Source organism: Neobacillus sp. NPDC058068 (assembly GCF_042885335.1).
Lineage (GTDB): Bacteria > Bacillota > Bacilli > Bacillales > Cytobacillaceae > Neobacillus.
Genome location: NZ_JBHVSI010000013.1, coordinates 14359 through 32133, shown reverse-complemented (window position 1 = coordinate 32133; position 17775 = coordinate 14359). Strand labels below are relative to the sequence as shown.

The window sequence follows — 17775 nt, the reverse complement described above, 5'->3', positions numbered from 1 at the left end:
GAGCTGAAATAATGTCAGTCGAAATTGAATTTGATTCCTCTTGGCAGGATGATTTTTTACATAGAATTGAGAATGATGGTCCTTGGGGTAATTGGGAGCTTTTTAAACTAGCAATCGGCGTCGAAATCCATCTGGTCATCCCAGAGTTCGAGGGCTTAATGGCCCCTAGTCATTTGTCTAATTTAACCCCGCTCCCCCACCAGCTTGAAACGGCTAAACAGGTAATTGAAAACATGAATGGAAAAGCCATTCTAGCTGATGAGGTTGGATTAGGAAAGACAATTGAGGCTGGATTAATTCTAAAAGAATACATGATTCGCGGCCTAGTGAAAAAAGTGTTAATTCTCGTCCCGGCCTCTTTAGTTACACAATGGGCGATTGAATTAAACAGCAAGTTTTTTATTCCAGCGATTACCCAAAGAAAAAGCTATGTTTGGGAACAGTGTGATATTGTTGTTTCGTCAATCGACACAGCCAAGCGTAATCCTCACAGAGAGATCATCTACAAGCAGGATTACGATTTAATTATCATTGATGAAGCCCATAAGCTGAAAAATAATAAAACGAAAAACTACGAATTTGTTCAAAACCTGAAAAAGAAATTTTGTTTATTATTAACGGCAACACCCATTCAAAATCGAATCGAAGAAATTTTTAACCTTGTCTCCCTGTTAAAACCGGGTCATTTAGGAAGTGAGACTAGCTTTTATGAAAAATATAAACGCGATGCAAGGTCGTTAAATGATGATGAGCATTTAAAGGAATTAGTGAACAAAGTCATGATTCGAAACCGGCGCGCCGATACGGGCATTGAATGGACAAAAAGGCATGTTGAAACAATTCCAATTGAATTTTCAACAGCTGAGAAGGATTTGTATGAATCGATAACTGCTCTTAAAAGTGAGGGAGATTGGTTGCAGACAAGTGCTTTCTCAGTGATGACATTGCAGCGTGAAGCCTGCAGCAGCAGAGAGGCTGTTTTTTATACACTTAAGAATATGCTTCAGAAGAAAGAGAATCCGACACCGGCCTTTGAGAGTCAAATTCAGTACCTGATAAACAAAGTCGAAGCCGTCGGGCAAAACTCGAAGGCAGAAAAGGCCCTTGAATTGATTCAAAAGGTAGATGATAAAGTCATTATTTTCACTGAATATCGCGCCACGCAAATGTACCTGCAATGGTTTTTAAAGCAGCATGGCATCTCCTCTGTCCCTTTCCGCGGCGGGTTTAAGCGCGGCAAAAAGGATTGGATGAGGGAATTATTTCAAAAACATGCCCAGGTTCTCATTGCAACTGAAGCAGGCGGCGAAGGAATTAATCTGCAATTTTGCAACCATATAATTAACTTTGATTTACCGTGGAATCCCATGCGACTTGAACAGAGAATTGGAAGGATTCATCGTCTTGGCCAAGAAAAGGACGTCATGATTTATAATTTTGCGATTAAAAATACTGTCGAAGAACATATCTTAAAGCTTCTATATGAAAAAATTGAGTTATTTGAGCGGGTGGTCGGCGAGCTTGATGATATCTTAACAAAACTGGAATTCGGCAATATCGAGGATCATTTAATCGATATTTTCGGTCAGTCCGCGTCAGAAGGCGAGATGAGAATTAAAATGGAAAACTTATCATCCATGATTGAGTTTGCAGAAGGAATGAAGAAAGGGGATTCACATGCAGCAGCCGGAAATTCATAATTTTCTTTTGAACTATTTTCAGGCAAATGAATGCCCGATCCTTGAAAACCATCCAGGATATTTAACAGTAAAATTAACCATTGAACTTGATAAGGAACTCATGAACCGCCCTTTTTACTGGCATTATTTAGAGAAAACCGGCGGGGTTCCAAACCCGATGAGCCTTACCTTTATTATCAACAAGGAGGCAGTTCCCGAGAAATTAAAGGGTGAAATTATTCATTTTGGATCACCAAGGCTCCATCAAATTTTTGATTCGACAAAAAGCCTATCCCGTTACATTCGTCTTTATGAAAACCATCCGTATCATAATAGTCAAACCCCTTTGCTGCCATGGCTGTGCATGAACGTGAAAATTTCTTATCAATGTGACCGGAAGCGCGATGTTTTTAAGTCCATTGGCCTTCAGCTAATTAATGGACAAATGGTCGAAAACTTCCATGACCGCCTGCAGCAAATAACGCTGACACCCAAAATACCGGATTATTCCTTTACCCTTTCCCCGCTAGTAAAGCCAAAAAGCGGGATGTCGAGAATTGAAAATTATTTGAAATCAGTAATTGAAGGCGAAGAACATTCATGGGCTGAGGAAGCAAGAATACGCTGGAATCAAGATTTGCGGCTATTAGATCATTTTTATGAAGACATAGAAGAAGAAAATGAGAGCTATGCAACAGAAAAAAAAGCTCTCCAGGAACAATACGAACCCAAAATCAACATATCCTTCATCAACGGCGGACTCTTTTATCTAACTGAAAAAGCCATATAAACAATTAGGGTGTCAGGCACCATGTGAATTTTTCACATGGTGCCTGACACCCTTGTCCATTTTTTGACAAAAATAAACTAATAAAAAATAAATAATTTTAAATTTAAAGAAGGAAAAGGTGGAATGTTGTCGAATATATGCAGAGACAAAATAAAAAGGTGGTGTTACTCATTGTTAGTGCAATTGAAATTTTAGCAAATCGGATTGTAACAGATGCAGCACGGAACCAGGCGACAGATATTCATATCGTTCCAAGGAAAAAAGACACACTCGTTCAGATCCGTTTAACAAACAAACTTATTCCCCGGCTATCCCTTCCTAAAGATGAATGCGACAGATTAATCTCACATTTTAAATTCACAGCCAATATGGATATCGGAGAAAGACGACGCCCGCAAAGCGGGGCGATTTTTTGTGAAGTAGACGGACAATTAATGGGCCTTAGACTTTCAACACTGCCATCAAACAACAGAGAAAGCCTTGTGATTAGGCTTTTACCTCAACAAGAACAGATTCCTTTTCATCAGCTCTCATTATTCCCTGCAATGACACGAAAACTGCTAGCACTTCTTAAACACGCACATGGATTAATCATATTCACCGGGCCGACAGGCAGCGGCAAGACCACGACACTTTATTCCCTATTAAACGAAACGGCCCACTTATTTCATCGTAATGTCATTACACTTGAAGATCCTATCGAAAAAAACTATGACTCTGTCCTGCAAGTTCAAGTGAACGAAAAAGCGGGGGTTACTTATGCTGCCGGCCTGAAGGCGATTCTTCGCCATGACCCCGATATTATCATGGTGGGTGAAATCAGGGATGCAGAGACCGCGAAAATCGCCGTCCGTGCGGCGCTTACCGGGCATTTGGTGCTTTCAACGATGCATACCCGGGATGCTAAGGGAGCGGTATATCGCCTCCGTGAATTTGGTGTGAATTGGTTGGAGGTCGAGCAGACATTAATCGCCGTTACTGCCCAAAGATTAGTAGAACTTACCTGCCCATTTTGCAATGGCGAGTGTACGCCATTTTGTTATTCTTACGGCAGATGGAAAAGGGCCAGTGTGTTTGAGCTTTTATCCGGCAGAAATTTAAATGCCGCCATGAAGGCAGCAAAGGGCGAACAAATTGAAACACATTACCGTACGATTAAAGACGTGATTAACAAGGGAATCGCTCTCGGATACATCCAGGAGTCCGAATATGAACGGCTGGTGTATGATGATGAAACGTCCTAAATGGTCTGTAAATGAACAAGCACGTTTCTTGAAAAGAACAGGTGAATTACTAGCAAGGGGATATCCAATTGCGGAAGCAATTGAGTCCATAGCATTACAATTAGCGACTAAACGAAAGGAGGAATTAAATGGATGTTTAGTAGAGTTGAAAAATGGCTTACCGTTTCATGATGTCTTAAGCAATCTCGGTTTTCACAAAGACTTAATTGGTTATGTTTATTTCGCTGAGCAGCATGGCAGTTTCGCCGATGCCTTACTTGAGGGCAGCGAACTCGCGTTATTAAAGGATAAGGATTTACGGAAACTGTTAAAATTACTTCAATATCCATTACTGCTTATTACGATTACCGGCTTTCTATTTGTATTTGTCGAAAACACATTGCTGCCAAAGTTTACAAGCCTTTTTTCATCTCTCGGTCTTGAAGCCAATTTTTTCACGAAGGTGATTTATGCTTTTGATCAATATTTCCCCATTATGATTGGGTCTGTGCTGATTATCCTTTTAATAGGGGTATTCTATTATTTGCTTGTATTTCGTAAGCTCTCCGTTCTAAAGCAAAGGTCACAGCTCGTTCGCATTCCAATTGTCGGCAAGATCCTCAAATTATTGCTTACCCACTACTTTTCCATTCAACTAAGCTTCCTATTATCCGGTGGAATATCCGTCTCTGAAGCCCTGCTGCTTTTTGAAAGAAACAAAAGACAACCTTTTTACAGCGGGCTGGCACAGGAAATAAAATTTAAACTTATGACCGGAGAAAAGTTGGAAACCATTCTCGGAACTTTTTCATTTTTCGAAAGAGAATTCCCAATGATTGTTAAACACGGTCAAGAAAATGGAAAATTAGAACAGGAATTGTTATTTTTCAGCAAACACTGTGTAACAAATATGGAGGATATGATTGAAAAAAGCTTCAAAACCATCCAGCCGATTCTTTATCTCTTTATTGGATTTCTGGTAGTCTCGATGTATTTAGCAATCCTATTACCTATGTTTCACCTGCTTGATGGCATATAAAAAATGGAGGTTTCAAAAATGAACGTTCAAATGAGAAACAATGAAAAGGGTTTCACTTTAATCGAAATGATGATTGTCATGCTCGTCATTTCTGTTTTGTTAATTGTTACAATTCCAAATGTCGCCAAACATAATTCCAATATCAACAATAAAGGCTGCCAGGCATATGTGAAAATGGTTCAAGCCGAAGTCCAAGCATATGAAATGGATAATAATAATAAAGTGCCGACACTTGAGGACCTTGAAAAAAGTGGATATTTAAAGGATAAAAAAGGCTGTCCAAACGGCCAGGAAATTGCCATTGATTCAATAGGAAATGTCACAGCTGTTGAAAAAAACAACTAACCCAAAATGAACTATAATCAAAAGGGTTTCACCCTAATTGAGTCATTAGTGGTTCTCTCGATATTTATGATTATTTCCTCGGTTACCGTCTTCTCTTTAAAGCCGCAGCAGCCCATGATTGAAGAGGAGGCATTTATAACCCAACTGAAAGCGGACCTATACTATGCACAAAACTATGCGATATCCCATCAGCATGAAGTATCGGTTGTATTTATGCCTAGTCAATTTAAGTATTATATGTATTTGCGAACGGATATTCCGCCATTTATCGTGAGAAATTACTCAACAAATATTTATGTTAATGAAGGTTCTCTTCCGTTATATTTCAAATTCCTAATCGATGGAAATGTAAACAAGTTTGGCACCCTCTTTATCCAAACAAAGAGGAAAGATTATAGGTTAACCGTTTTGATTGGAAAGGGACGGTTCTATGTTGCGGAACAATAAAGGCTTCTTTTTACTTGAATTGCTGTTGTCTTTATCAGCATTATTAATGCTCAGTTTATTTTTGCTGCCGTTGTTGATGGATTTAAAGGGTCAATCACGGCAGCTTGGAGTCGAAAACAAGGCACGGCAGCTGATGTATGAAGAACTGCAGGCAAAATTAATCGCTAATCCAACCTTTACTAATTACACATTCGTTGAAAATGGTGTTGAGTACAAAATCATTTGGAAAGATTCTCGTACAGCTGGTCAAAAGGAGGTGTGCGTAAGAGTTGAAAGAAATTCCTTTCTTCCACAAACCGAAATATGCGGTGCGCTCGAATGAGAAAGCATTTACGCTTCTTGAGGTGCTGTTTGCATTTTCAATCTTTACAATCATTATTTTCTTTATAACACCAGTTTTTCAAATTATCCTGAACAATAAGGGGTCTCAGGCACAATTACAGGCAATGGAGTGGCAAGTTTTTTGTAGCCAAATAAAAAAAGAAATTCGCCTGTCTAACCGTGCTGAGGTCCTATCTGGCCGGTTAATCTTAACAAAGGACACTGAAATCGTCCAATATGAAAAGTACGGTTCGAACCTGAGGAGACGTGTGAATTCCACTGGACATGAAGTTATCCTCCAAAACGTTTCACAATACTCCTTCACGACTTTAAATAATGCAGTTAAGGTTGTTGTTACGGATCTTTGGGGAAAGGAATATTCAGTTATCATATATCCGTTAATCAACTGGAATGCAGTCCCATGAAAAATAATCAGCAAGGGTTTACCTATCCGCTTACATTGTGCTTACTAATACTTTTTATCATATTTTTCTCGATGCACATTGAACGATTGCAAACCGAAAGAATGTTGGCACATGAAACAGCCGCTATTTTACAACAGGAATATTATTTCCTCTCATCCGTTAAGAAAATTGAAGTGATATTTCAAGCTGGCGGCAGCATCCCTTCCAAGGGCACTATTATCTTTTTAAACGGAACAATGAACTACCAGGCAGAGACCCCGTCCGGATATGTTCAGAAAGTTAATTTCACCCTCCGCACTAAGGCGGAGGAATCTATAATCGGTCGAGGATTTTTTGACACAAGAACCAAAAAACTAATTAAATGGGGAGAATAAGAATAAACTACATGGACATACTGTAAGTTGAATAAAAAGGAAGGTGTGTCCGTGAAAACAAATGATTATGTAAAATACATGACTCAAACGATTGTTAAATACGCCGATCAGCCAAAAGAAGAACGAAAACGACTCCGCTCAGAACGAAAAAATAAGAGAGCATCCTTTTGGTACCGCTGGTTCGGAATTCTACCCTATATCCTTTACACGGAAGTAAAGAAAAGACGTAAGGTTTAAGGAAGCGATTGATAGACATCGCTTCCTTTCTTTATTAAAGGCTATGTAAAAGAACATTGTTGATTTTGAGCACAATGTTGATTGGAGTGGAAGGCGCGAGACTCCTGCGGGAGCAGCGGGACAGGTGAGACCCCGCAGGCGCTTTAGCGCCGAGGAGGCTCACCGCCCGCCCCGCGAACCGCTCGCGCCTGGAACGGAAATCAACATTCACTTTTAACACAGCCTTATTAAAAAGCCAAAAAATATCTATTGACAATTAGCAAGTGTTCTGAAATTACTACAATTAATCATATTTTTACAATATAAAGACCGTAATTGTGAACATTTTCTAAACATATAGTGTTAACATTGTTAACTTCATTCCCTTGTTATTATGGCTGTATTATAATGGAATAAATTATGGGGGTCCGAGGTGAACAGAGATGGAACAAACATTAAAAATAACAAACGTTTTGTCAGATCCAACACGGTACTACATTTATCAATACATTACCAAACGACATCAAGAAGTCACCGTTCAAGAAGTTGCAGATAATTTTAATATTCATCCGAATGTTGCCAGACTGCATTTATCGAAGCTTGAGGATGTTAATATGTTAGCATCCGAAACGAAGAAAACGGGTAAAGGCGGCAGACCAAGCCGATTATATCGTTTATCCGACGATGTCATTCAACTTCATTTTCCTTTCCGTGACTATATGCTTTTATCAAAAGTCGCGATTCAAACGATGATATCACTTGGGGAAGTTGGGAAACAAGCACTTTTCTTAACAGGAAAACGGTTTGGTGCCGAGGTGATTGAGCAGGAAATGGCAAAAAAATCACTTGGTGAGGAATTAGAATTTGATCAAAAGCTAACAATATTGAAAAGTGCTGCAACCCTTGCCGGTTTTTATCCTGAATTTGAAGCAAATGGTGAAAAGACTAAAATCTACTTCCAAATATTCAATTGTCCATTTAAAGAAGTGGCCGAGGAACATTCGGAAACTGTTTGCAGTATGCACCATGAATTTCTAAAGGGAATGTTTGGTGCCCTGTTTGGCTCCGTTGAGTTAATAGAAAAGACAAACATGATTTCAGGTTGTGATACTTGTTCATATCAAGCACTTGTAACAAACTAATTCGAAACCATTATTTACATTACACCTCCTTTTACTTTATAATATTGTAATGATGGTATCGAAGGGGTAAAAGGAGGGATACATATGGATCGCATGTTCAGAGTATGTGGTTTCTGGACGGGCATTTTTACCGTTATGTTTTATCTAGGTGATATGGATAAGACTGCAATGCTGTTCTTAGCCCAAACTGGATTCTTTGTTCTGCTTAGCTATCTTAAACTTTCTGAGCGTATGTATTTGTACGTGTTCGGAGCATATTTAACTGTTTTCTTCGCAGGCTTCACTTATTGGACTACGTTCATGATGCCGCTTGGCGGAGGGCTATAAGAAAAGCGAAAGCGCTTTGATCAGTCGAATCGCTAGAAAAGGAAAAATGCCGGAATTTAGCTCCGGCATTTTTCTTTTTAGCCAGTGAACACGTCAGTTTCACTTATTTCAAGACCTTTTTGTTGAATAATGATGTGAAAATAAGAACTAATCCCAGCGGGCATAATTAAGCTGCGAATTGCCCGGTTGCGCTTGCTGACTGCTGAAAAAGGATTCGGATCATAATGATTTTCTAATTCCTTCAATATACCTGCTTTCAATAAAAATTCATCCTGCCTTAGCGTTGTTACCAACTTCAAATTTACTTGCTCGCCTTTTTGAATCAGACAATCAAAATGGATGTGGGTAGTAATGTCCATTTCTCCCGGGCTTTCAAGGATATTTTCCATCATTTTATGTTGATAATATCCTCTTAAGCTCCCGTTTGCTCTTAGCGGGTTCTTCCACTCCTCGTTTGTATAGCCATAATCTGCTGTTACAACTATTCCCTTTTTCAATGTCTTCGATATTTCGTGGATCATCTTCACCATTGCTAAGGGAATCTCAATCCGCTGCCTTTCTACTAATTCGATTTTACTTTCTTCAATAAAAGAAATAATCGCCGGATTTATTAATCGAATTTTCTGTTCAACCAATTCCTCATTTTGACAACCAACCATCACTTCAAAAAGTTGACCGTCAACCATTTCAACGACATGGACAGGGAGCGCGTCGAAAAGCTCGTTTGAAAAGATGACACCCTCAAATTCCTTTATTTCATCAAACCGTTCTACCTGGACAACCGAATAGTCGGGCATTAGTAATTCCCTTTGTAACTTTCGATGATAAGGACTAGCCTCAACCATAATATATTGTAAGGGAGTATTTATTGATTCATGCCATTCCTGTAAAAAAGCCTTGGCAAATCGGCCATTCCCACCGCCTATTTCGCAAAAGACTGGTGACAAGTTTGTTTTTTCACAGACGGTTGAAAACCATTTTGCAATTAATCTGCCGTAAACATCAGAAATATTGCTAGTTGTAATGAAATCTCCCTTCCGGCCGAGCTTTTGTTTCTCCTTCATATAATAGCCATATTCGTGATGATAAAGGACGGTCCCTATATAATCAGCGTAGGAAATTAACTTCGTTGGTGAATTTGAAATTAAAGTTTGTAAATAGTTAATCATGATATCTCCTTTTTAAGTTAACACCATTGACATAGTGTTAACTTTATTATATTGTTAGGATAGTAGCTTAACAATATCCCCTCCCATTTTTTGAAAAAGAACATCCCCCAGAAAAGCCCTTCTCTTAACTGAGAAGGGCTTTTCTTTTTTTATGGAGTCTAGCTCAGCACCAAGGCGCTTCCGCATTTCTTAAAACCCATTCAAAAATGGGTTGCTGTCCATTTCATCACCAATTGTTGTTACTGGACCATGGCCTGACAAGACATAGGTGTCCTCTGGTAAGGTTAACAGCTTGTCATGAATGCTTTTGATCAGCTGTGAGTGATTCCCTCCAGGAAGGTCAGTACGGCCGATACTGCCTTGAAATAAGGCGTCACCAGAAATAACAAACCCTTCCTTCTCAAAATAATAAGAAATACTTCCTGGCGAATGACCAGGGGTATGAAAAACGCTGAAAGCAAAATCATTGATTTCCATAGCCCCTTCGTTTTTTATGATATGGTCGGCATCACTAACCTTAATTGAATTCTGATGCATAAATAATTGTGAACCGTTTAACGCTGGGTCACCTAACCATTTTTCTTCTTGTTTGTGAATATAAACGGGAATTTGATAAGCATCTCTAACCTCGGTAACTGCTCCAATATGATCGAAATGTGCATGTGTTAAAAAAATTGCACTAGGCTTTAATTTTCTTTGATTCAGCAAATGAATCAGTTTTTTCCCTTCACTGCCAGGATCGAAAATCAAACAGGACCGATCAGGATTTTCTACTATGTAACAGTTGGTTTGTAAACTGCCTAAAGGAACTTGCTGCCATTTCATTAAAAGGACCTCCATTACAAATTGCGATACCCTCATTTTACACCATAAAACAAGTGGAGTGAAAGCAGTGTTATTTTATTAGTGCGTTTTTGCCCTCGACAAATGCAAGAAAAAAATATAAAATAGGATTCGAATGTATATAATATAGTTACATAATTTTTTTGAACATGTTAGGCTCTAGCCTGCTTATACTAAAAAGGGGGATTTACTTATGGGTTTAGTTATTATTTTTGCGATTGTAACCGTGCTTGCCGCCTATGCTGGATTTAGCGCACTAAAGAACAAAAACCTCTTAGCCGCATTTTGGGGAGTGGCTTCATTCTTGGTTTTTGGCTGGTTTACCGTTATGACAATTTTTAAATCTGGATTCCCAACTGGAACACATTAAAAAGACTGTCCTCGACAGTCTTTTTTTGTTTCACTTATTCTTTTATCAACTCATATATTTTCTTGGCATTTAGATCTATGATTTTTTCGAAACGATTGCCATAGAGTAATGCCTCTCCGGACGGGGAAAAACTAATTTGCTCATTTTCCATATCAGCCATTATCAATGCCGGGTGTGACCCCTTCTTAAGATTATAAAGCATGAGTTCAAAGCCAGCCGAGTAAGAATCCGCTTCCCCGCTTTTTACAGGCATGAAGGTGATAAATTGCTTCTTGTGTTCATTATAGTCATAAAAGGGAACTAACCAATCTGAAAACTTTGTAAGCTGCGGCTGAGAAAATGAAAAGTATTCCTTTAGTTCCTTATCAAAAAAAGAATACACAGCATTCGTTCGATCTTGTTCATTAACTGTAACAATCATTAGTTTACCGTGAAACGTTGTAAATTGTAATACTTGGTTAAATAGCGTTTGTTCAAATCCCTTCTCTAAATCCCTCACAATTAGCGGGGCAAATAAAGTAGGATTATCCTCATCCCAATCTAAAAACGCAATCTTTCTCTCATCCATCCACCTAATAAAAGGCTGCCGTATCGAAAGCTCCGTCATTTTTAATTTATTCATGTCCAGCAATGCTATTTGAAAGGTCCAGTCTTCATTAAATGTTGATACTAGTACTTGTTCTTCATTATAAGGATTCCACTCAAATGCAAGTTCATAAGATGGGATTGATTCCCTTATTTTTTCAGTACCCTTGGTATCAATAATGGTGATTAATCCTTCGTACGATGAAGGCGATGAATGGATCAATATATACTTTTTCGAGGGGCTGATTTGCACGGTGACAATTGGGTGTTCCGTTTTATATATTAATTCACTTTTACCTGTTCGCAGATGATAGCGAAAGACATTTGATGTCTGTTCCAGGTTGGTGATGTATACAATCTCATCCTCTGAAAGCCAGCCGCCAAGCCGATCAAATTCTCCTTCGGGAACGGAAATAGGTAATTTCCATTCACTTCCCACTGAAAGCTTGGATTTTGGTTGTTCATTTTTCACAGGAATTTTTGCTTTAGGCTGTTCATTACCAGTACACGCACCTAAAAGGAGAGTCAAAAAAATGAGAATAAAAATAAGCTTTCCATACGATAACCTGTTCAATTTAAACCAATTGCCCCCTCCCTTTATACCTCACATATGTTAATACGTTTTTTTGACAAAAATGTTTCATGGTTTTCAAAACATTTCAATAAATAGGAAAAAAGCCGTAGAATACTGGCTTTTTTCCTATTTAACCTATCGATTTAATTTATTCTTAATCAGCCATGCAGCGCCAAGCACTCCAGCGTCATTTCCTAATGTAGCCAAGGCCAGCTTTGTAGAATCTCGAACCGCTGAAAAGGCAAACTTAGCAAAGTTTTCAGTTACAGCATCTAATAAAATGGCGCCTGCTTTTGAGACCCCGCCGCCTAAAACGATTTTATCCGGATTAAGCGTATTAGCAATACTCGCTAAGACAAAGCCCAAATGGAAGGTAACTTCTTTTAAAACCTTATTTGCCAAAGGATCACCATTTTCAGCTGATTCAAACACATCTTTAGAAGTAATTTTGCCGTTTGCAGCAAGCCTTTCAGCAAGTTCCCCTTTTGATTCACCTTTTAAGAGTTCCTCATTCGCTAGACGAACAATACCCGTTGCAGAAGCCACGGTTTCTAGACAGCCTGTTTTACCACAATTGCATGGTGCACCACCATCAGGGATGACCGTAATATGACCTATTTCTCCAGCTGCACCGTTCTTGCCCTGGACAATACTTCCATTCGCAATCACCCCGCCGCCAACACCTGTGCCGAGGGTAACACAAACAAGGTTCTTCGCTCCATTCCCGGCACCCTGCCACATCTCACCCAATGCCGCGCAGTTAGCATCATTTTCAACCGCAGCTGGCAAAGAGGCTGCCGCTTCAAGACTTTCCTTAAGAGGATAGTTATCCTGCCAGCCTAGATTCACCACATTTAAAATAATCCCTGTTTCATAGTCTACTGGCCCGGGCGCCCCCATACCGATCCCTAATAAGTTGTCTTTCGATTCACCAAGTTCATTCATTTTTTCATTAATGGCTTTAGCAATATTAGTCGTTATGTTCTGGCCTTCATTCGAATTATCAGTGGGTATTTCCCATTTATGAACGATATCTCCATCCATTGTAATAAAGGCTATTTTTGTAGTGGTCCCGCCCAAGTCAACGCCTGCAATCCATTGATTTTCCAATTTATTCACCTATCTTTGTTTTTTCTTTTTGAAGTTGGATTTCGTGTCTTAAAATTAATAATGCTGTTTGAAATTCACGTGTTTCGATCAACTGTGATTGATAGAGCTCTTTTAGCTCTGTTTCCATTAATTCAAGGTCTGCCACTCGATCACCTATATAAATAATCGTTCCAAATTGCTTTAATAATTGCTGAATTTCATAAACCGTTTTCATCCTGTGGCCCCCCCTTCATTTGAAGTAATTGATTAATTTCGCGGACTAGATCTTCATATTCCTTTTGCTTTGGTTTTAATTTAGCTGCCTTTTCTGCATTAACTTTTGCCTGTTCAAAATCCTTTTGCTCATAGTTAATAATCGCTAGATTAAAATAGGCTTTATCAAAATTGGGGTCTAGCTGGATTGCCTTCTGTAAATGCGTCTTCGCTTCAGAGAGCATCCCCTTTTTAATTTCCGAAAAGGATAAAAGAAAATAGGTTTTCTCAGACAGATTCGTTGAATTCTCCTCAAATTCCTTTAAGATACTGTAGGCCTGGTCATATTTATTTTGTTTAATATATTCTTGGGCCATTTGTAGATTTGAAGTTTCATCCTGAAATTTCCCAGCCGGACTAAATCCATATGATAATGAACCCCAAACAATTGCAGCCGAGCCAATTAAAAAGATTAATTGTAACCAAAGCTTGCTTTTTTTCGGAAAGTGGACAATACCGGCAGCGAGGAATCCTCCAGCCAATCCTCCTAGATGTGCGGCACTATCGATTCCTGTTACTGAGAAACTAACAATCAAGTTAATTCCAAGAACAACGATTAAATTCATTCCCATTGTCCTAGAAAATAATTTTGGATAGACCATACCAAAATATAATAACGCACCGAAACAGCCGTAGATGGCACCACTTGCTCCAACTGATAGGGAACTAAAGATAAAACTGGCAATACAACCTGCGACACCTGCAAATAAGTAAATAAATAGGAAACGAACATTACCAAATATCTTTTCGACCGTCGTACCAAGAAAATACAATACCAAGGTATTCATTGCCAAATGCAAAAATCCACTATGCAAGAAAATAGGTGTAATAAATCTCCACCATTCTCCTTCATAAATTAATTGGTTAACCTTTGCTCCGTATTTAATAAGAGTAGAGTTATTGCTACTCCCGCCGTGTATTTCAAGCCAGAAAAACATAACAAGCTGGATAGCTATGAATACATATGTAAAAATAGGCTTGCTATTCAACAGAATAGGTCTTTCGGTTTTCACCTTTATTATCGCATGTTCCAGCGTTGCTTTCTTTAATGATTCAACTTCCTGTTCAGAATAATCGTCAGAAATCGGAAAGTGAATCACTTCCCCGAGCCTCGTGGAAAGTTGCTGAAAACCAGTGTCAAAAACTTCCTTTGCTAAAAGAAACGAACTGACGGTTGTTTTATTTCCTTCCGGATGGACATATGGTTCTGCCAGACGATATTCATATTCATCAACAGGTGGAAATTGGCTTATGTAAACATTGATAATATTTAACTCTGGGCGGCCAATTTGCCTGCGAACCTTTTCTCCATTTGAAGCAGTAAATTCGATATCTCTTTGCATCGCATTACTCCAATCTAAGTCATGGAGCAACATGCGAATAATTGGTGCTTTCTTATTTTCTATCTTTTCAAGCCATAATTCCTTTTGATTTTCAAATAATTGAATAATCCGATAACCGTGATCCGAGATGAAAGAATTGGCAAGTCTCCAAAAAACGTATCCTTCTTTATTACCCATATCCCCCCTACTTTCCATATAAAATGCTTGAGCCTCCATTAAATAAGGGATTTTAGTTTGCTTGCATATTCATTATAAACGAAATAAGCAGTTTTCATTAACAAAACAACCTCAAATGTTATCTTTTAGACATAAAAGAACCATCTGTGGTTTTCACCAGTCAGATGGTCCTCCAAATACCGATTGCATCATTTTACGTTTTACCCCTGGGAAGCTCATTATGGAGCCAACAGTAAGCCGGCGCATCCAACTAGAACCAAGCAGGACATTGATAATTCGATACCTGTACCGGAATGCAAAATAACCTATTGACCCAATCATTAAAATGGATGTTAACATACGCGACATTCAAATCCCTCCTACACCATATTCTGTGATAATTACCAAAGTCTTATCCGAAAATTTCACCAAAACTTATACGGCGTTCCAGCAACCATCTAACATGGAAATAAATTCAGAGAATCATCCCTGCCAATAAAGGCGGTGTGAGCAGAGCTAAGGTTCACCTCGTTCATTTCCTGAAAATGTATATTACCAACTAAACTTATTTACACTGTTTCGCTTTTGCGGCGCTCCGCCCCTTTTCTATACAAAAAGGATTAGACTCATTTGGTAGAATCTAATCCTATAAAAGCTTAAATATTCTTAAACACCGGCTCCATCGTATTCTTTAAGACATTGACAGATTTTGTGAATTTTTCACGCTCATCATCACTTAAATCAAGTTCGATGATTTTCCTAATCCCATTCCGGTTCACTACCGCAGGTACACCAATGTAAATATCTTTTTGTCCATATTCACCTTCAAGATAGGCAGACACGGTAAGAACAGAATTTTCATTCTGCAGAATTGCTTTCGTCAATCTCACTAAGCCCATGGCAATTCCATAAAAGGTTGCACCTTTTCGCTCAATAATGTGGTAGGCAGCATCGCGGACATTTAAAAAAAGTTGATTAAGGTCCTCTTGATTAAATCCATCCTTATTTTTTGTCCATTCAGAAATCGATAATCCTGCGATATCGGCGCGGCTCCAAACAGGAAGCTCTGTATCCCCATGTTCTCCAATAATATAGGCGTGAACATTACGGGTATCCACATCAAAATATTCCCCGAGCAAGAAGCGGAACCGGGCTGTGTCAAGAATCGTACCGGACCCAATTACCCGTTCTTTTGGAAGACCCGAAAACTTCCAAACCGCATAAGTTAATATGTCCACTGGATTGGTAGCGACAAGAAAAATGCCATCAAACCCGCTTGCCATAATCTCTTCAACAATCCCCTTAAAAATTCTTGTATTTTTCTCGACTAGATCAAGCCGTGTTTCACCGGGTTTTTGGTTGGCGCCAGCGGTTATGACAACAAGATCCGCATTGCCGCAATCAGCATAGCTGCCATACCAAATTTTTGTCCGTGACGGTGCGAAAGGAAGGCCATGATTCAAATCCATTGCATCTCCTTCAGCCTTTTCTTTATTTAAATCAATTAAGACAAGTTCTTCGGTTATCCCTTGATTTAACAAAGCAAACGCATAGCTGGAACCAACAAAGCCTGTTCCAATAAGAGCAACTCTATTCACCCGATTTAACATAAAAACTCCCCCAATCCATTTAATACAACATATATTTTTTAGTGACTGAAAAAATCATTAAATAAAATGAAAAACTCCAATCGCCATCAATGCCGCTAAAAAGCCTGAAAGAAAATTAACCATATCATTATCCACGATTGGAAATCCTTTGATTCGGGTCGTCGGCAAATGACAATGAACTCTTTTTTCAGTTTCAATTCCGCAATGGTTACACTGAAATACTTGTTGATAAAAGGCACCCATCAATGTATCGATGACATTCCCGAAATAACCAAATAAAAAAATGAGCCAACAAAACAGGAAATCCAAATCGAACAACCAAAAACTAATAAGTGATATGAGAAGAGAACCAGCAAGTGCGGCTAGACTTCCTAACACACTTACAGCGCCTGATGTACCTTTGTCAATTCGTTTAAGGGTACGTATGTAAATTGGATTCTTTTTGCTTAAAGACCCAATTTCTGAAGCCCATGTATCAGAATTAGCACTGGCAAGGCTTACTGCAAATCCAACTAACCAGGAACTATCATCCGAAACGTAATGGGCGATACTAAATAACCCTGCTGCCCCGCCGTTTGCAAGTACTTGACGCCAATCCCTTGTTGCTCCCTTAGCCAGTTTTTCTTCCATCGTCCTTTTTTGCGAACTTTTATATTTGGACCAAAGACTTGAAGATAAAAAGAAGGCACCGAGCAGGAGCAGCCCTTTTACACCAAATCCAAGATAGACTGCTAGTCCAACTAAAACAGCAGCAACAGCACCTGATATCGTCAATAACTTCAATAAGTAACCTGCGAACCCTGTTAAGAGAATGACGGAGAAAATAATCATTGTTTCCATCATTTTGTTTGGATAACCTCAAGATTGGTAATGATTTTCGAAACGGGTATATCGTGCTCTTCGACTGGGAATTGAGGGATAATTTGCTCGTTAAAGGCTAGTGATACCGTTTTACCATAATAATTGGTCAAATACCGGTCATAATAACCTCCGCCAAACCCTAAACGATACCCTTCTCTCGTATAAGCCGCTCCAGGAACAATTAAGAGATCTATTTCTGCTGAAGGAACTTCCGTTGTCATTTCTACAATCGGCTCCAATAACCCGTAGTATACGGATTCCAGCTGAGAGAATTCGCTTAAGATTCTGAAAGATAACTTCCGTTCCGCCGGGTAACATTTCGGAACAGCCACTTGTTTTCCTAATTCCCATGCTTTACGGATAATTTGATAGGTATCTACTTCTGGTGCCTTTGAAACAGTCAATCCAACGACTTTTGCTTGTATCCAGTTTTCATCTTCAAAAAGCTTAGCCGCAATTTTATAGGAATAATCTTCATAGGTGGGCTTTGAAAGCATTGCGAGTGTTTCTTTCATCTGTTTTCGAAGGGAAATTTTATCACTCATTTTAGCAGCCTCCTTATTTTTAGGCAATA

At 38.9% G+C, this 17775-nt stretch carries 23 protein-coding genes; 13 read left to right on the top strand and 10 right to left on the bottom strand.

Annotation, left to right across the window (positions count from 1 at the left end; all coding sequences use genetic code 11):
- Positions 1-11 precede the first annotated feature (11 nt).
- The 12 genes from ACFVSW_RS16055 (at position 12) to ACFVSW_RS16000 (ending at position 8328) form a co-directional block, all read left to right on the top strand.
- Complete coding sequence (locus ACFVSW_RS16055) at positions 12-1700, top strand: DEAD/DEAH box helicase (RefSeq protein ID WP_387317671.1); 1689 nt, start codon at positions 12-14, stop codon at positions 1698-1700.
- Positions 1678-2469 carry a YqhG family protein gene (locus tag ACFVSW_RS16050; RefSeq protein WP_387317670.1) on the top strand — a complete coding sequence of 264 codons (792 nt, stop codon included), beginning with the start codon at positions 1678-1680 and terminating at the stop codon, positions 2467-2469. The genes ACFVSW_RS16055 and ACFVSW_RS16050 overlap by 23 nt, the downstream gene beginning before the upstream one ends.
- Before the next feature lie 137 nt (positions 2470-2606).
- Positions 2607-3713: a competence type IV pilus ATPase ComGA gene (gene comGA, locus ACFVSW_RS16045; RefSeq protein WP_024029757.1), complete on the top strand. Its 1107-nt coding sequence runs from the start codon at positions 2607-2609 to the stop codon at positions 3711-3713.
- Positions 3679-4731 carry a competence type IV pilus assembly protein ComGB gene (gene comGB, locus ACFVSW_RS16040; protein WP_387317669.1) on the top strand — a complete coding sequence of 351 codons (1053 nt, stop codon included), beginning with the start codon at positions 3679-3681 and terminating at the stop codon, positions 4729-4731. Before comGA ends, comGB begins: the two co-directional genes overlap by 35 nt.
- An 18-nt stretch (positions 4732-4749) precedes the next feature.
- Positions 4750-5076 (top strand): competence type IV pilus major pilin ComGC, encoded by a 327-nt coding sequence (comGC, locus tag ACFVSW_RS16035; protein WP_387317668.1) that lies wholly within the window; start codon positions 4750-4752, stop codon positions 5074-5076.
- Positions 5077-5082: 6 nt separating this feature from the next.
- Positions 5083-5523, top strand: coding sequence for a competence type IV pilus minor pilin ComGD (gene comGD / locus ACFVSW_RS16030; RefSeq protein ID WP_387317667.1), 441 nt, complete (start codon positions 5083-5085; stop codon positions 5521-5523).
- Positions 5510-5845 carry a hypothetical protein gene (locus ACFVSW_RS16025; RefSeq protein ID WP_387317666.1) on the top strand — a complete coding sequence of 112 codons (336 nt, stop codon included), beginning with the start codon at positions 5510-5512 and terminating at the stop codon, positions 5843-5845. The genes comGD and ACFVSW_RS16025 overlap by 14 nt, the downstream gene beginning before the upstream one ends.
- Entirely contained in the window at positions 5793-6269 is a 477-nt protein-coding gene (comGF, locus tag ACFVSW_RS16020; RefSeq protein WP_387317665.1) for a competence type IV pilus minor pilin ComGF, read from the top strand. Before ACFVSW_RS16025 ends, comGF begins: the two co-directional genes overlap by 53 nt.
- Positions 6266-6643, top strand: coding sequence for a competence type IV pilus minor pilin ComGG (gene comGG / locus ACFVSW_RS16015; protein WP_387317664.1), 378 nt, complete (start codon positions 6266-6268; stop codon positions 6641-6643). Before comGF ends, comGG begins: the two co-directional genes overlap by 4 nt.
- Positions 6644-6694: 51 nt before the next feature.
- The gene (locus tag ACFVSW_RS16010) at positions 6695-6880 is read left to right on the top strand and encodes a YqzE family protein (RefSeq protein ID WP_387317663.1); all 186 of its coding nucleotides are present in this window, start codon (positions 6695-6697) and stop codon (positions 6878-6880) included.
- 422 nt (positions 6881-7302) lie between these two features.
- On the top strand, positions 7303-8001 hold the full coding sequence (locus tag ACFVSW_RS16005) for a helix-turn-helix transcriptional regulator (protein WP_387317662.1): 699 nt from the start codon (positions 7303-7305) through the stop codon (positions 7999-8001).
- Between the two features lie 84 nt (positions 8002-8085).
- A complete protein-coding gene (locus ACFVSW_RS16000; RefSeq protein ID WP_024029748.1) occupies positions 8086-8328 on the top strand; it encodes a DUF2626 domain-containing protein in 243 nt (80 codons plus the stop codon).
- A gap of 77 nt (positions 8329-8405) precedes the next feature.
- On the opposite strand, the gene ACFVSW_RS15995 is transcribed toward ACFVSW_RS16000, so the two are convergent.
- Both ACFVSW_RS15995 and ACFVSW_RS15990 read right to left on the bottom strand, forming a co-directional pair.
- A complete protein-coding gene (locus ACFVSW_RS15995; protein ID WP_387317661.1) occupies positions 8406-9497 on the bottom strand; it encodes a class I SAM-dependent methyltransferase in 1092 nt (363 codons plus the stop codon).
- Between the two features lie 189 nt (positions 9498-9686).
- Positions 9687-10322 carry an MBL fold metallo-hydrolase gene (locus ACFVSW_RS15990; RefSeq protein ID WP_387317660.1) on the bottom strand — a complete coding sequence of 212 codons (636 nt, stop codon included), beginning with the start codon at positions 10320-10322 and terminating at the stop codon, positions 9687-9689.
- Between the two features lie 211 nt (positions 10323-10533).
- Here ACFVSW_RS15990 and ACFVSW_RS15985 point away from each other — a divergent pair, with 211 nt between their 5' ends.
- A complete protein-coding gene (locus tag ACFVSW_RS15985; RefSeq protein WP_387317659.1) occupies positions 10534-10710 on the top strand; it encodes a DUF2759 domain-containing protein in 177 nt (58 codons plus the stop codon).
- Positions 10711-10744: 34 nt separating this feature from the next.
- Here the strand turns inward: ACFVSW_RS15985 and ACFVSW_RS15980 are convergent, their stop codons facing one another.
- From ACFVSW_RS15980 to ACFVSW_RS15945, 8 genes are all read right to left on the bottom strand, one after another.
- Positions 10745-11869, bottom strand: coding sequence for a YqgU-like beta propeller domain-containing protein (locus tag ACFVSW_RS15980; protein WP_387317658.1), 1125 nt, complete (start codon positions 11867-11869; stop codon positions 10745-10747).
- 135 nt (positions 11870-12004) lie between these two features.
- Positions 12005-12979: an ROK family glucokinase gene (locus ACFVSW_RS15975; RefSeq protein WP_387317657.1), complete on the bottom strand. Its 975-nt coding sequence runs from the start codon at positions 12977-12979 to the stop codon at positions 12005-12007.
- A 1-nt stretch (position 12980) separates the two neighbouring features.
- On the bottom strand, positions 12981-13193 hold the full coding sequence (locus ACFVSW_RS15970) for a YqgQ family protein (protein ID WP_387317656.1): 213 nt from the start codon (positions 13191-13193) through the stop codon (positions 12981-12983).
- Positions 13177-14751: a rhomboid family intramembrane serine protease gene (locus tag ACFVSW_RS15965; protein WP_387317655.1), complete on the bottom strand. Its 1575-nt coding sequence runs from the start codon at positions 14749-14751 to the stop codon at positions 13177-13179. The genes ACFVSW_RS15970 and ACFVSW_RS15965 overlap by 17 nt, the downstream gene beginning before the upstream one ends.
- Before the next feature lie 153 nt (positions 14752-14904).
- Entirely contained in the window at positions 14905-15099 is a 195-nt protein-coding gene (locus ACFVSW_RS15960; protein ID WP_387317654.1) for a hypothetical protein, read from the bottom strand.
- A 287-nt stretch (positions 15100-15386) separates the two neighbouring features.
- Positions 15387-16340 (bottom strand): L-lactate dehydrogenase, encoded by a 954-nt coding sequence (locus ACFVSW_RS15955; protein WP_387317653.1) that lies wholly within the window; start codon positions 16338-16340, stop codon positions 15387-15389.
- A 57-nt stretch (positions 16341-16397) separates the two neighbouring features.
- A complete protein-coding gene (locus ACFVSW_RS15950; RefSeq protein WP_387317652.1) occupies positions 16398-17183 on the bottom strand; it encodes a DUF92 domain-containing protein in 786 nt (261 codons plus the stop codon).
- Positions 17180-17746: a 5-formyltetrahydrofolate cyclo-ligase gene (locus tag ACFVSW_RS15945; protein WP_387317651.1), complete on the bottom strand. Its 567-nt coding sequence runs from the start codon at positions 17744-17746 to the stop codon at positions 17180-17182. The genes ACFVSW_RS15950 and ACFVSW_RS15945 overlap by 4 nt, the downstream gene beginning before the upstream one ends.
- Positions 17747-17775: the final 29 nt, after the last annotated feature.